We start from the raw sequence: 13,746 nt of genomic DNA on the forward strand, positions 1-13,746 counted from the left end.
CGTCGCCCCGGCAACGCCCGCGCCGGGCATCGAGCCCGGCCCGGGCGTCGGGGGGCTGTCTGCCCCCCTGGCCCCCCCGAGGATACGGGACCAGAGGAAGGTGGGGGTCAGCGCGTCGGGACGGGTTTGTCGCCGGAGTAATCGTAGAAGCCGCGGCCGGTCTTGCGGCCGAGCCAGCCGGCCTCGACGTATTTCGTGAGCAGCGGGCAGGGGCGGTACTTGGTGTCCGCGAGGCCGTCGTGCAGCACGTTCATGATCGCGAGGCAGGTGTCGAGGCCGATGAAATCCGCCAGTTCCAGCGGACCCATCGGGTGGTTCGCGCCCAGCTTCATGGCCTGGTCGATGGAGTTCACGTTGCCGACGCCCTCGTAGAGCGTGTAGACCGCCTCGTTGATCATCGGCATCAGGATGCGGTTGACGATGAAGGCGGGGAAATCCTCGGCCGAGGCGGCGGTCTTGCCGATCCGTTCGACGATGCCGTGGCAGGCCTTGTAGGTCGCCTCGTCGGTGGCGATGCCGCGGATCAGCTCCACGAGCTGCATGACCGGAACGGGGTTCATGAAGTGGAAGCCCATGAACCGTTCGGGCCGGTCGGTGCGCGAGGCGAGGCGGGTGATCGAGATCGACGAGGTGTTCGAGGTCAGGATGGTGTGGTCCTGCAGATGCGGCACCAGTTCGCGGAAGATCGCGTCCTTCACCGTCTCGCGCTCGGTCGCGGCCTCGATCACGAGGTCGGTCCGGCCGAGGTCGGTGAGGGTCAGCGTCGGCGTGATCCGGGCGATCGCCTCGGCCTTGGCCTCGGCCGAGATCACCTCGCGCGTGACCTGGCGCTCGAGGTTGCGGTCGATCAGCGAGATCGCGCGGTCGAGCGCGTCCTGGTTCACGTCGTTCAGGAGCACCTCGTAGCCCGCCAGCGCCATGACATGGGCGATCCCGTTGCCCATCTGCCCCGCGCCGATGACGCCGATGCGTTCGATCTCCATGCCGCTCTTCTCCTTCTGCCGGTCGGCGCGACAATAGGCGCGGGGGCGGGACCTCCGCAAGAGCGGGCGGACTTAGGGAAGGGTTAGGACTTCTGCGCGACACTGCACATGGGTGAGACAGAACGCTGGTGGGATCCATGTCATTCGAAAAGCGAAGCGCCGCGGCGCTCGATTACTTCCCTTGTCACTACGGCAGGTCGCGGAACCTCTTCCGCGGGCCCCGCAAGCGGATGGAGGGAGATTACGTCGCCTTCCTGGGCGGAACGGACACCTACGGCCGCTTCGTGCCGCGGCCCTTTCCGGCGCTTGTGGAGGACAGGCTCGGCCTGCCCTGCGTCAATTTCGGCTGGATGAATGCGGGGCCGGATGCCTTCCTGAACGACGAGGCGGTGCTGGCGGCGGCGCAGGGCGCGCGGGCGGTGGTGCTGCAGGTGCCCGGCGCGCAGAACCTGACGAACCGCTATTACGCCGTGCATCCGCGGCGCAACGACCGTTTCGTGGAGGCGTCGGAGCTGATGCGCCGGCTGTTTCCCGGGGTGGATTTCACCGAGTACCATTTCACGCGCCACCTGCTGGGCGCGCTGGCGGCCGGGCATCCGGAGCGGTTCGCGATCCTGAAGGTGGAGCTTCAGGCCGCCTGGGTCGCGCGGATGGGCGAGCTGATCGACCGCATCGGCCGGCCGGTGCTGCTGGTGTGGTTCGCGCGTCGCGCGCCGGAGCCGGTCGGGGCGCGGGGGCCGGAGATCGGCCGTGACCCGCTTTTCGTGACCGCGGAGATGCTGGCGCAGATCGCGCCCCGGCCGGCCTCGGTCATCGACGCGACGGCCAGCGCGACGGCGCTCGCGGCAGGCACGGCCGGGATGGTCTTCGCCGATATCGAGGCGCCCGCCGCGGCCGAGCTGATGGGGCCCGCGGCCCATGGCGAGGCGGCCGAGCGGATCGCCGCGCACCTGGCTGACATGATGGCGCTGGAAGGGTGAGACCGGCCGCGGCAACGGCGGGCCCAAAGAAAAGGGCCCGCCGAAGCGGGCCCTCTCCAATCTCCGTGGGGTGCGTGCGCTGCAGGCACCGCCGCGTTCAGAGTTTCTCGGTCAGTTCCGGCACGAGCTCGAACAGATCGCCCACGAGGCCGTAATCGGCGACCTGGAAGATCGGCGCTTCCTCGTCCTTGTTGATCGCGACGATGACCTTCGAGTCCTTCATCCCTGCGAGGTGCTGGATCGCCCCCGAGATGCCGACCGCGATGTAGAGGTCCGGCGCCACGACCTTGCCGGTCTGGCCGACCTGCCAGTCGTTCGGCGCATAGCCCGAATCGACCGCGGCGCGCGAGGCACCGACGGCGGCGCCCAGCTTGTCGGCGAGCTTCTCGATCAGCGCGAAGTTCTCTTCCGACCCGAGGCCACGGCCGCCCGAGACGACGATGCCCGCGGAGGTGAGTTCCGGACGATCGCTTTCGGCGACCTTGTCCTCGATCCATTCCGACAGGGCCGGGTCATCGGCCTTGGCTGCGTCCTCGACGGAGGCCGAGCCACCGGTGCCGGCCGCGTCGAAGGTGGAGGTCCGGAAGGTGATGACCTTCTTCTCGTCCTTCGATTTCACGGTCTGGATGGCGTTGCCGGCATAGATCGGGCGCTCGAACGTGTCGGCGTCGACCACGGCGGAGACATCCGTCAGGATCATGCTGTCGAGCAGGGCTGCGACGCGCGGCATGATGTTCTTCGCATCGGTGGTCGCCGGTGCGCAGATGTGGCTGTAATCGCCCGCAAGCGAGACGATCAGCGCCGCGGTCGGCTCGGCCAGGCGGTGGCCGTAGAGCGCATCCTCGGCGAGGAGCACCTTGGCGACGCCCTCGATCGTGGCGGCTTCCTTGGCGGCCTCGGAGGCGGAGGCGCCCGCGCAGAGCACGGTCACGTCGCCCAGCGACTTGGCGGCAGAGACGGCCTTGGCGGTGGCGTCCATCGCCAGCGCGCCGTCGGTGACTTCGGCAAGCAGAAGAACGGCCATTACACGATCCCCTTCTCTTTGAGTTTTGCCACGAGCGTGTCGACATCGGCCACGACTTCGCCGGCCTGGCGTGCCTCGGGCTCGGAGGTCTTCACGATCTCGAGCCGCGGCGAGACGTCGACGCCGTAATCGGCGGCGGTCTTTTCCTCCAGCGGCTTCTTCTTCGCCTTCATGATGTTCGGCAGCGAGGCATAGCGCGGCTCGTTCAGGCGGAGGTCGGCGGTGATGATGGCGGGCATCTTGACCTTGATGGTCTGCAGGCCGCCGTCGACTTCGCGCGAGACCGTGGCGCTGTCGCCCTCGATCTTCAGCTCGTTGGCGAAGGTCGCCTGGGACCAGCCGGTGAGCGCGGCGAGCATCTGGCCGGTCGCGTTCATGTCGTTGTCGATCGCCTGTTTCCCGGCGATGACCAGCCCGGGCTGCTCTTCGTCGATCACGGCCTTCAGCAGCTTCGCGACGGCGAGCGGCTCGATGTCCTGGTGGACGTCATCGGCGGCGACGATCAGGATGGCGCGGTCGGCGCCCATGGCGAGCGCGGTGCGCAGGGTTTCCTGCGCCTGCTTCACGCCGATCGAGACCACGACGATCTCTTCGGCGGTGCCGGCTTCCTTCAGACGGATGGCCTCTTCGACGGCGATCTCGTCGAACGGGTTCATCGACATCTTGACGTTGGCGAGATCGACCCCGGAACCATCCGATTTGACACGGACCTTCACGTTGTAGTCGATCACGCGTTTGACAGGCACGAGCACCTTCATTTGCGCGGTCTCCCTTTCCAAAATCCGGCCACGGATTCGTGGCCCCCGATACAATCTCCCGGGCGTTGATAACGGAGCCACATAGGGGGTGACAGAGCAAAATCGACGCTTTTCACGCATGGAACGCGGCGTATTGTCCGATTTGCGGTATGAAATTTTGCCATGCGGAACATGCGCGAAGCTGTTTCCGCTACCATCTGCCATGCGTCACCGGCGCGCCGGCCGGACCCGCCTTCGCCCCGGCCTGCACCGTCCCCGGGTCGGTTTTGTGCTTCCGGAGGTCGGATGGCAAAGGCGCGGCCCCAGCGATCCGGTCCATACACGGGGCGAAACGCCAACCGGAGTCGCGAGACTGATGAAGACCCATGTGAAAGCCCTTGTCGTCGGCGGCGGCGCCGTCGGGACCTCCATCGCCTACCACCTCGCCAAGGCGGGCTGGTCCGACGTCATGCTGCTGGAGCGTGACGAGCTGACCTCCGGCTCCACGTGGCACGCGGCGGGGCTGCTGCCGCTCTTCAACATGAGCTACGCGACGACCCACATCCACAAGTACTCGGTCGATTTCTACAAGTCGCTCGAGGAGGAGACCGGGCTCAACGCGGGCTTCTTCGTCGTCGGCAACCTGCGGATGGCGCAGACCGACGCGCGGATGGACGAATACATGCTCTACGCCTCGACGGCGGAGACGGCGGGCGTGCCCTACGAATGGATGACGCCGGCGCAGATCAGGGAGCGCTGGCCGCTGGTGCGCACCGAGGATCTGAAGGGCGCGATCTACCACCCGACGGACGGCTACATCAACCCGGCCGACGTGACCATGGCGATGGCCAAGGGCGCCCGCCAGCGCGGCGTCATCATCGAGCGGAAGTGGCAGGTCGACAGCTATGTCTGGACCGGCTCCGAATGGCAGGTGACCTGCACGAAGATGGTCGAGAAGGGCGGCAACCTCGTCCCCTCCGAGGAGCAGGTCACCATCACCGCCGAGCATGTCGTCACCGCCACCGGCAACCACGCGCAGCGGACGGCGAAACTGCTGGGCATCAAGATCCCCGCGATCCCGGTCGAGCACCAGTATATCGTGACCGAGCCCGACCCGGCCCTCGTCGAATGGCGCAAGACCAACGAACAGCACCCGGTCCTGCGCGACGCCGACGCGAAATGGTACGTGCGCGAGGAGCGCGGCGGCTGGATCCTGGGCCCCTACGAGCGGAACGCGCCCGCCCGCTTCGAATACGGCGTGCCCGACAGCTTCCGCGCCGACCTCTTCCCGCTCGACCTCGAGCGGATCGAGGAGGAATACATGTCGATGATCCACCGCATCCCGTCGTCCGAAAGCGTCGGCCTGAAGGACGATTACAACGGCCCGATCTGCTACACGCCGGACGGCAACCCGCTGCTCGGGCCCGCCCCGGGCCTGCGCAACATGTGGCTGGCGGAGGGCTTCTCCTTCGGCATCACCGCCGCTGGCGGCACGGGCCACTACCTCGCCCAGGTGATGACGGAGGGCGAGGCCGAGATCGACATGGCCTCCCTCGACCCGCGCCGCTACGGCCAGTGGATGACGACCGAATACGCCGCCCGGAAGAACGAGGAGGCCTATGAACACGTCTTCATCCTCCACCACCCGGACGAGGAGCGCCCCGCCTGCCGCCCGCTCCGCACCTTCCCGGTCTACGACCGCCAGAAGGCCGCGGGCGCACAGTTCGGGCAGGTGAACGGCTTCGAACGCCCGAACTACTACGGACCGACGGACGCGCCCTCGTCCTTCGACCACGACGCGCGCAGCTTCCGCCGCGGCGGCTGGTGGCAATATGCGCAGGACGAGGCCAGGGCGATCCGCGAGACGGCCGGCCTGATCGACGCCTCGGCCTTCGCCAAGCACGTGCTGACCGGACCGGGGGCCGAGGCCTTCCTCGACTGGTTCACCACCAACAAGCTGCCGAAGCCGGGCCGGATCAACCTGACCTACGCCCTGACCGAGGCGGGCACGACCCATACCGAATACACCATCCTGCGCGAGACCGCCGAGCACTGGGTGCTGATCTCCGCCGGCGCCTGGCACGCCTATGACCGCGACAACCTGCTGAAGCTCGTGGCCGAGAAGGAGCCAGAGTTCGGCCGCATCAATGTCGAGGACTGGACCACCCGCTACGGTGCCTTCGCGCTGGCGGGACCGAAGTCGCGCGACATCCTGAAGGAGCTGATCCGCGACCCCGACCCGGAGACGGCGCTCTCCAACAAGCGCTTCCCCTGGCTCTCCTGCCGCAACATCGAGCTGGGCATGTGCCCCGTCGTCGCCGTCCGCGTCGCCTATACCGGCGAGCTCGGGTGGGAGCTGCACTACCCGGTCGAATTCCAGACCTACCTCTGGGACCGGCTCGTCGCGGCGGGCGAGAAGCACGGCATGAAGCTCGTGGGTGCGCGGGCCCAGAACTGGCTCCGGCAGGAGAAGAGCTACCGCGCCTTCGGCAACGAGCTGGGCCGGGATGCGACGCCGCTCGAAGCCGGGCTCGATCGCTTCGTCGACCTCGAGAAGGATTTCCGCGGCAAGCAGGCGATGCTGGACAAGGGCATCCGGTCGAAATGCGTGACGCTCCTGATCGACGGGCCGGAGGACGCCGATCCCTGGGGCCGCGAGGCGCTCTATGAGGGCGACGCCAGGGTCGGCCGCCTGACCTCGGGCGGACATTCGGTGGCCTTCGGCAAGTCGATCGGCATGGGCTACGTCCGGCCGGAGCTCGCGGTGACGGGCACCAAGCTGAAGGTGAAGATGTTCGATCGGCTCTGGGATGCCGAGATCACCGAGGACAGCCCCTACGATCCCTCCAATGCGGTGATCCGCAAGGACGGCTGACCGGGCAGGGGGGCCAGCCCCCCGTCGGCGCAAGCGCCGACTCCCCCCGGGATACATGAACCAGAGGAAAGCAGGGGGTCGGTCGACGAAGCCCGGCCCCCTGCCCGGAAGGGTTTACCTTCCCCTGGTGCGGCCATCGCTTCCCAGCTGTACCGCCCCTCCATCATGGCGCGTTAAGGTTAACACGCCGTTACTTTCCTCTGGTCCATGTATCCTCGGGGGGAATCGGCCCATGGGGCCGATGGGGGGCAGACAGCCCCCCTTCCGGCCGTGCCGCCTGCGGCGCGGAACCCTACTGGCTCCGCCGCGCCAGCCAGCTCCGGAACTGTGCCTCCGAGCCGTTGAAGACGTTCAGGTCGACATCCGTGAAGAACCCCGGCGCCAGCCCGGTGCCGGTGTATTGCCAGAAGGTCCAGCGATGACCCGGGTAGGTCCTGGAGGGGTGCCCGGCCGTGCTGCGCAGCCAGAATTCGTAATCGCCAAGCCGGTCCATCCCGTTGCGCTCGAAGAAATCCGGCGTCGAATAGATCAACGGGCGCGTGCCGTAATGCGCCTCGAGCATGCGCAGGAAGACCAGCGCCTCGGCGCGCACCTGCTCGGCCGGGGGGCGGATCGTGCAGGTCGGCGAGAAGGGCGTCCATTCCATGTCGAGCACCGGGGGCAGGGCGCCCGCGCTCTTCGGCACGTTGCGGATGAACCAGCGGGCCTGTTCGACGGCCGGCCGGCACCAGTAGTAGAAATGGTACGCCCCGCGCGGCACACCCGCCGCGGCGGCGCCGCGCCAGTTGGCGGCGAATTCCGGATCGACCCGGTCGCCGCCTTCGGTCGCCTTGATCCAGGCAAAGCGGATGCCATTGCGCGCGGCCTCGGTCCAGTTGATCCCGCCCTGGAAGCGCGAGACGTCGGTGCCGTGGACCGCGTAGCGCGCGGGGGCGCGGCCCTCCCAATCGTGCGGCTTGCGGTCGCCGAAGGCCGCCGGCAGCCCGGCGACCGGGCGGATCACGGGAGCCTCGCGCCCGTCCGGGGCCGAGCCCCCTCCGCAGGCGGCCAGCAGGGCAAGGGCGAGGGCGGCGGCGATGCGGCGGACCATGGCGGCTCCTTTCGGGAGATCAGGCGAAGCGGGCGGGCGAGAGCGCCTGGACGACGCTCTGCGGAAGCTCGGGCGGCTGGCCCGTGAGGAGGTCGGCGATCAGACGGCTCGCCGCGGGCGCGGTCTGGAAGCCGTAGCCCCCCTGTCCGGCGAGCCAGGCGAAGTCCGGCACCGCCGGATCGCGCCCGATGACCAGCGCCCGGTCGGGGGCGAAGCTGCGTAACCCGGCCCAGGAATGCTCGACCCGGGTGACCGGCTCGGTGACCATCTCCTCGTAGCGGGCGAGACCCTCGGCCAGCACCATGTCGTCGGCCCAGGCGTCATGCGCCTCGGCCGCGTCCTCCTCGGACGGAGAGACAATCAGCTTTCCTGCGTCGGGTTTGGCGTACCACCGTTCCCCGACCGCATCGAGGAAGGGCCAGCGCGACACGTCATGTCCGCCGGGCGCGGGGATCCGCGCCATCGAGCGGCGGTAGGGCGTGATGCCGAGGGGCGCGATCCCGGCCAGCCGCGCGATGCCGTCCGCCCAGGCTCCGGCCGCGTTCACGATGCAGGCGGCGCGCCAGGTGTCTGGCCCGGCCGTGACCTCCCAGGTGCCGCCTTCCCGGGTGATCGCCGAGACCCGCGCCCCGGTGTGCAACTCGGCCCCCCTGGCGCGGGCGGCGCGGGCGAAGTTCTGGATCAGGAGGTCGGTGTCGAGGTCGCTGGGGTCGCCGCGCAGTCCGGCCCGGGTGACGGTCGCGGGGTTCAGGATCGGGATCAGCGCGCGGGCCTCGTCGAGGGTGATCTCGTCCATGCCGAATGCGGTGGCCTCGGCGGCAAAGGCTTCTTCCTCGCCCGGGCGTCCGATCAGCATCATCGGCCGACGGGAGAGGACGCCGCCGTCGGCCTCCGCATGGTGGCTTGCGCTCGCCTCGTTCAGCGCGCGCACCGTGGCGTTGCCGTAGGCTTCGAGGAACATCGCCGCCGAGCGCCCCGAGGCGTGATAGGCCAGTGCCGGCTCGGCCTCGAGCAGCAGCACCCGGCCATGTGGCGCCAGCCGTGCGGCCGCCGACACGCCTGCCACGCCGCCGCCGATGATGAGGAAGTCGTATTGCGTCGTCATGCCGCCAAGATGGCAGGCTCATGGCGGCTTGCAAGCCCCTCCTTGACCACCGGCGGCACGCCTCCGCGCGTCATGGCATCTGGCGGACGCGGGCCCCGCCGGGTCGCGCGTCGCGGGCCGAAACGTGCCGCTTACGAGGCCCGCCGGAAGGGCGCGACCTTGCCCGAGACCTGCTGCGGCTCGATCCGGTAGCGCTGCACCTGCGCCTGCAGCCCATCCGCCTCGGCCTTGAGTTGCTTGCTCATCTCGGCGGAGGCCCGGATGCTGGTGGCGTTGTGTTCGGTGTCCTGGCTGAGCCGCGTCGTGGCGGTGTTGATTTCCGAGATGGTGAGCGACTGCTCGTCCATGGTCTGCATGGTGGATCGGACGTTGTCCGAAATCGCGCTGATCTGTTCGAAGATGGTCCTGAGCACCTCGTCGGCCTGCGCGACGAGGTTGGCCCCGTTCTTCACCTTGTCATCGCTCGACTTGACGAGGCGCTTGATCTGGCTGGCAGCGTCCGAGGAGCGCTGAGCCAGCGACCGCACTTCGGAGGCGACGACGGCGAAGCCGCGCCCGGCCTCGCCCGCGCGGACGGCTTCGACCCCTGCGTTCAGGGCCAGCAGGTTGGTCTGGAAGGCGATCTCGTCGATGCTGGTCAGGATCTCTCCGATCTGGTTCGAAGCGGCCTCGATCTCGTTCATGGCCCTGGTGACGGCATCTACGACCTTGCGGCCGTCCTCGGCATTGTCCTGCGAGACCTTGGTCAGTTGGTAGCTTTCCTTCGCCCGCTCGACCGAGTTCTCTGCCGAAGCCGACAGCTGCGTGATCGCGGCGGCGACTTCTTCCAGCGATGCAGCCTGGCTTTCACCGCGCCGGGCCAGATCGTTCGTGGCGGCATCGAGACTGCCCGAGATCGTCTGGACCCGGGACGAGGCCCCGTGCACCTGGCGCACGAAATCGGAGAGCGCGGCGATCATGTTGTTGAAGTTGGTCCCCATGGTCCGCACTTCGTCGTAGGAGGAATCGAACGTGGCGGGAGAGAGGATGCCGGCGCGCAGCGCGTCCAGCCCATCTTCGAGCAGTTTCTGCGTCAGCTGCCGGTCGGTGATGTCGGTGGCCACCTTGATCACCCGTTCGATGCGGCCCTCCGCATTCAGAACCGGGGCGTAGGTCGCCCGGATGTAGATCGCGGATCCATCCCTGCGGATGCGCTTGAAGACGCCGGCATGGTTGCGACCTGCGCGCATCGTCTCCCAGAATTCGGCATATTCCCTCGAGGCGGCATAGTCGCGTTCCACGAAAATCTCGTGCTGCTGGCCGACGATTTCGTCCAGGCTGTCGTAACCGAGGGCATCGACGAAGTTCTGATTGGCAAACAGGATCCGGCTGTCCGGCGAGAAGTGGATCACCGCCTGCGTCGCCATGACCATCTGGGCGAGTGCCGCCGCACGTTGCGCTTCGAGCGCGTCGGGCGCCGAACCGGACGATTTCCTGCCACCGAAATTGAAACCCAGCATTGATAGCCTCCAGGATCCTCTGAACGCGGTTCTAGCGCTGCAACGTTTACGGGATCTGAATGCTCGAGCGACTTTCGGGAAAAATCTCGAAAGCCGTCACATGCGCCGGGGCCCCCGCACATGCGAAAGGGCCCGGCGCTGGCCGGGCCCTCCGTGTCGCGATGCTCTCCGCTTACTGCGGGATCTCGCCTTCGATGCCTTCGACGAAGAAGTTCATGCCCAGGAGCGTGCCGTCATCGGCGGTCTCGCCCTCGGCCAGCCAGTCCGAACCGTCCTGTTTCTTCAGCGGGCCGGTGAAGGGGTGGTATTCCCCGCTCGCGATGCGGTCCTTCAGGGCCAGCGCCTCTTCCTTCACCTCGGCGGGGACCGCGTCGGTGATCTCGCCGATGCCGACCATGCCCGGGCCGATGCCGTCCCAGGTCTGCTCGCTCTTCCAGGTCCCGTCCATCACGGCCTTGACCTGTTCGATGTAATAGGGCGCCCAGTTGTCGATGATCGAGCTGATGCGCGGCTTCGGCGCGAACTCGGCCATGTCCGAGGCCTGGCCGAAGGTGTAGACATTGCCCGCCGCTTCGGCGGCCGCCTGCGGCGCGGTCGAGTCGGTGTGCTGCAGGATCACGTCGGCGCCCTGTTCGATCAGCACCTTGGCGGCGTCGGCTTCCTTGGCCGGGTCGAACCAGGTGAAGGCCCAGACGATCTTGAACTCGACGTCCGGGTTCACCTTCTTGGCGTGGATATAGGCCGAGTTGATGCCGCGGATCACTTCGGGGATCGGGTAGGAGCCGATGTAGCCGATGATGTTGCTCTCGGTCATCTCGCCCGCGATCAGGCCCTGCACCGCGCGGCCCTCGTAGAAGCGCGCGGAGTAGGTGCCGACGTTCTCGGCGGTCTTGTAGCCGGTGGCGTGCTCGAACTTCACGTCCGGGAACTTCTTGGCGACGTTGATCGTCGGATCCATGTAGCCGAAGGAGGTGGTGAAGATCAGGTCGGCGCCGTCCAGCGCCATCTGGGTCATCACGCGTTCGGCGTCCGGGCCCTCGGGGACGTTCTCGACATAGACCGTCTCGACCTTGTCGCCGAACTCCTCTTCGACCGCGCGGCGGCCGACGTCGTGCTCATGCGTCCAGCCGCCGTCACCGATCGGACCGACATAGACGAAGCCCACCTTGGTCTTCTCCTGCGCCAGCGCGGCGCCCCCGGTGGCGGCCATCGCCAGCGCGACGGCGGCGGTGGTCAGGAACGTTCTCTTCAGCATGGATGTCTCCCCTACTTTCTTGTTTGTGGCCTCATTGCGAGGCGTGGAAGATGCGGCCCAGGGATGCGGGCGCGCGGCTCTTGTCCGCGGACATGATGACCAGCACGAGGATGGTGATCAGGTACGGGCTCATGGAAAGGTATTCGACGGGAATCGCAAGACCCGCCGCCTGCAGATTAAGCTGCAGCACGGTGACGCCGCCGAAAAGATAGGCGCCGATCAGGACGCGCCAGGGCTTCCACGAGGCGAAGACGACCAGCGCCAGGGCGATCCAGCCGGCGCCCGCGGTCATGCCTTCCGTCCATTGCGGCACCCGGACGAGGCTGATGTAGGCGCCGCCCAGACCCGCGCAGGCGCCGCCGAACATGATCGCCATGACCCGGATGCGCTTGACCTTGTAGCCGAGCGCATGGGCCGCGTCGTGGCTTTCGCCGACGGCGCGCAGGATCAGCCCGGCGCGGGTGTATTTCAGGAAGGCCCAGACAAGGGCGACGAGCGCGATGCCGAAATAGACCATCAGGTCGTGCCCGAAGAGGATCCGCCCCACGACGGGCAGATCGGTCAGCACGGGAATGTCGAGCCGGTCCGTCGGCGGCGGCTTGATCCCCACGTAGCCCTGTCCCAGAAGGGACGACAGGCCCAGCCCGAAGAGCGTGAGCGCGAGGCCCGAGGCCACCTGGTTCGCCAGCGCGTATTGCGTGAGCAGGGCGAAGAGCAGCGACAGGAGCGCCCCGCCCCCCGCCGCGGCCACGAAGCCCAGGGCCGGAGAGCCGGTGTTCACCGCGATCGCGAAGCCGCAGATCGCGCCGGTGATCATCATCCCCTCGACCCCGAGGTTCAGCACCCCCGCCCGCTCGACGACCAGCTCGCCGATCCCGGCCAGCAGGATCGGCGTGGCCGCGACCATCAGCGAGGCGATGAGCAGGACGGGGTTGATCGCGCTCAGATCCATGGGGCGGTTTTCCTGTCTGCGGTTGCGCGGGGTCGGTTCGGGGCGGGGCTCATGCCGCCACCCCCCGGCCGAAGCGCAGCCGGTAATTGGTGAAGACGTCCACCGCCAGCAGGAAGAACAGCAGCATCCCCTGGAACACCTGGATCGCCGCGGCCGGCAGGCCGAGGTTCGACTGCGCGATCTCGCCGCCGATATAGGTCAGCGCCATCAGCAGTCCGGCCAGCAGGATGCCCACCGGGTGCAGCCGTCCGAGGAAGGCCACGATGATCGCGGTGAAGCCGTAGCCCACGTTGAAGTCGATCGAGACCTGCCCCGCGGGGCCCGCGACCTCGAACATCCCGGCGAGCCCCGCCAGCGCCCCGCCCATGCCGAGGCAGAAGATCACCAGCCGCGCCGGGACGACGCCCGCGAAGCGCGCGGCCCGCGGCGCCTCGCCCGTCAGCCGGATGTGGTAGCCGAGGATGTGCCGGTTCAGCAGCACGTAGGCGAAGATCACCATGATGAAGGCGAAGGCCACGCCCCAGTGCATGCCGGTGCCCGCGATCAGCTCGGCATTGTGGGCGCTTTCGTATTGCTGGAGGTTCCGGCTGCCCGGGAAGCCGAAGCCCTCCGGGTTCTTCAAAAGCCCCAGCGACATCGAGGCCAGAAGCTGCTCGGCCACGTAGACCAGCATCAGCGAGACGAGGATCTCGTTGGTCCCGAAGCGCACCTTGAGCAGCGCCGGGATCATCGCCCAGAGAAACCCGCCGAGCGCGCCGCTGAGGATCATCAGCGGAAAGATGAACCAGGCCTCCATCGGGTAGAAGGCCAGCGCGCATCCGGCCCCGGCGAGCGCGCCGACGATGTATTGCCCCTCGGCGCCGATGTTCCAGATGCCCGCCCGGAACCCGAGGCTCAGGCCGATGGCGATCAGGATCAGCGGTGCCGCCTTTACCAGCAGCTGCGGCCGGTAGAAGAAGGCATGCTGCCCGAAGAGCGGATCGTAGAAGATCGTCCGGATGGCCACGACCGGGTCCTTGCCGAGCGCCATGAACAGCAGCCCGCCGAACAGGATCGTGGCGAGCACGGCCGCGAGCGGCGTGGCCCAGGCCCAGATCCGTGACGGCTGCCGCCGCTTCTCGAGCCTCAGCATGCCCCCACCCCGTCCTCACCGCAGACGGGCAGAAGCACCCCCGCCGTCTTCATCTTTCCCGAAATACTCCCGCCGGAGGCATCCGCAACCTGCACGGGCACCGCGGCCGGGCGA

The 13,746-nt window shown here is 67.9% G+C and carries 11 protein-coding genes; 2 read left to right on the forward strand and 9 right to left on the reverse strand.

Going from position 1 to position 13,746, the window contains the following annotated elements:
- Positions 1 to 107 precede the first annotated feature (107 nt).
- A complete protein-coding gene (locus tag Q344_RS0117970) occupies positions 108 to 983 on the reverse strand; it encodes a 3-hydroxybutyryl-CoA dehydrogenase (RefSeq protein WP_028287985.1) in 876 nt (291 codons plus the stop codon).
- Positions 984 to 1,120: 137 nt separating this feature from the next.
- On the opposite strand from Q344_RS0117970, the gene Q344_RS0117975 reads away from it, so the two are divergent.
- Positions 1,121 to 1,963, forward strand: a complete 843-nt coding sequence (locus Q344_RS0117975) for a DUF6473 family protein (protein ID WP_028287986.1) — start codon at positions 1,121 to 1,123, stop codon at positions 1,961 to 1,963.
- A 97-nt stretch (positions 1,964 to 2,060) separates the two neighbouring features.
- Here Q344_RS0117975 and Q344_RS0117980 read toward each other — a convergent pair whose 3' ends face one another.
- Positions 2,061 to 2,987 (reverse strand): electron transfer flavoprotein subunit alpha/FixB family protein, encoded by a 927-nt coding sequence (locus Q344_RS0117980; RefSeq protein ID WP_028287987.1) that lies wholly within the window; start codon positions 2,985 to 2,987, stop codon positions 2,061 to 2,063.
- Positions 2,987 to 3,745 carry an electron transfer flavoprotein subunit beta/FixA family protein gene (locus Q344_RS0117985; RefSeq protein WP_028287988.1) on the reverse strand — a complete coding sequence of 253 codons (759 nt, stop codon included), beginning with the start codon at positions 3,743 to 3,745 and terminating at the stop codon, positions 2,987 to 2,989. The genes Q344_RS0117980 and Q344_RS0117985 overlap by 1 nt, the downstream gene beginning before the upstream one ends.
- Positions 3,746 to 4,100: 355 nt before the next feature.
- On the opposite strand from Q344_RS0117985, the gene Q344_RS0117990 reads away from it, so the two are divergent.
- Positions 4,101 to 6,599 (forward strand): GcvT family protein, encoded by a 2,499-nt coding sequence (locus Q344_RS0117990; RefSeq protein WP_028287989.1) that lies wholly within the window; start codon positions 4,101 to 4,103, stop codon positions 6,597 to 6,599.
- Positions 6,600 to 6,891: 292 nt separating this feature from the next.
- Here the strand turns inward: Q344_RS0117990 and Q344_RS0117995 are convergent, their stop codons facing one another.
- The 6 genes from Q344_RS0117995 to Q344_RS0118020 form a co-directional block, all read right to left on the reverse strand.
- The gene (locus tag Q344_RS0117995; RefSeq protein WP_028287990.1) at positions 6,892 to 7,689 is read right to left on the reverse strand and encodes a glycoside hydrolase family 25 protein; all 798 of its coding nucleotides are present in this window, start codon (positions 7,687 to 7,689) and stop codon (positions 6,892 to 6,894) included.
- Positions 7,690 to 7,708: 19 nt separating this feature from the next.
- Positions 7,709 to 8,794 (reverse strand): NAD(P)/FAD-dependent oxidoreductase, encoded by a 1,086-nt coding sequence (locus tag Q344_RS0118000; RefSeq protein WP_028287991.1) that lies wholly within the window; start codon positions 8,792 to 8,794, stop codon positions 7,709 to 7,711.
- A gap of 131 nt (positions 8,795 to 8,925) precedes the next feature.
- A complete protein-coding gene (locus tag Q344_RS24380) occupies positions 8,926 to 10,293 on the reverse strand; it encodes a methyl-accepting chemotaxis protein (RefSeq protein ID WP_051630812.1) in 1,368 nt (455 codons plus the stop codon).
- Positions 10,294 to 10,465: 172 nt separating this feature from the next.
- Positions 10,466 to 11,548 carry a BMP family ABC transporter substrate-binding protein gene (locus Q344_RS0118010; RefSeq protein WP_028287992.1) on the reverse strand — a complete coding sequence of 361 codons (1,083 nt, stop codon included), beginning with the start codon at positions 11,546 to 11,548 and terminating at the stop codon, positions 10,466 to 10,468.
- 31 nt (positions 11,549 to 11,579) lie between these two features.
- A complete protein-coding gene (locus Q344_RS0118015) occupies positions 11,580 to 12,500 on the reverse strand; it encodes an ABC transporter permease (protein ID WP_028287993.1) in 921 nt (306 codons plus the stop codon).
- A gap of 49 nt (positions 12,501 to 12,549) precedes the next feature.
- The gene (locus Q344_RS0118020; RefSeq protein WP_028287994.1) at positions 12,550 to 13,632 is read right to left on the reverse strand and encodes an ABC transporter permease; all 1,083 of its coding nucleotides are present in this window, start codon (positions 13,630 to 13,632) and stop codon (positions 12,550 to 12,552) included.
- Positions 13,633 to 13,746 lie beyond the last annotated feature (114 nt).

It is taken from the genome of Pseudooceanicola nanhaiensis DSM 18065 (assembly GCF_000688295.1).
GTDB classification, from domain to species: domain Bacteria; phylum Pseudomonadota; class Alphaproteobacteria; order Rhodobacterales; family Rhodobacteraceae; genus Pseudooceanicola; species Pseudooceanicola nanhaiensis.

Excerpts from the sequence above, each read along its gene's own strand:
- Q344_RS0117980 (WP_028287987.1), bottom strand. The coding sequence starts at position 2,987 with ATGGCCGTTCTTCTGCTTGCCGAAGTCACCGACGGCGCGCTGGCGATG.
- Q344_RS0117990 (WP_028287989.1), top strand. The coding sequence starts at position 4,101 with ATGAAGACCCATGTGAAAGCCCTTGTCGTCGGCGGCGGCGCCGTCGGG.
- Q344_RS0117970 (WP_028287985.1), bottom strand. The coding sequence starts at position 983 with ATGGAGATCGAACGCATCGGCGTCATCGGCGCGGGGCAGATGGGCAAC.
- Q344_RS0118015 (WP_028287993.1), bottom strand. The coding sequence starts at position 12,500 with ATGGATCTGAGCGCGATCAACCCCGTCCTGCTCATCGCCTCGCTGATG.
- Q344_RS0117995 (WP_028287990.1), bottom strand. The coding sequence starts at position 7,689 with ATGGTCCGCCGCATCGCCGCCGCCCTCGCCCTTGCCCTGCTGGCCGCC.
- Q344_RS0118010 (WP_028287992.1), bottom strand. The coding sequence starts at position 11,548 with ATGCTGAAGAGAACGTTCCTGACCACCGCCGCCGTCGCGCTGGCGATG.
- Q344_RS0117985 (WP_028287988.1), bottom strand. The coding sequence starts at position 3,745 with ATGAAGGTGCTCGTGCCTGTCAAACGCGTGATCGACTACAACGTGAAG.
- Q344_RS0117975 (WP_028287986.1), top strand. The coding sequence starts at position 1,121 with ATGTCATTCGAAAAGCGAAGCGCCGCGGCGCTCGATTACTTCCCTTGT.
- Q344_RS24380 (WP_051630812.1), bottom strand. The coding sequence starts at position 10,293 with ATGCTGGGTTTCAATTTCGGTGGCAGGAAATCGTCCGGTTCGGCGCCC.
- Q344_RS0118020 (WP_028287994.1), bottom strand. The coding sequence starts at position 13,632 with ATGCTGAGGCTCGAGAAGCGGCGGCAGCCGTCACGGATCTGGGCCTGG.
- Q344_RS0118000 (WP_028287991.1), bottom strand. The coding sequence starts at position 8,794 with ATGACGACGCAATACGACTTCCTCATCATCGGCGGCGGCGTGGCAGGC.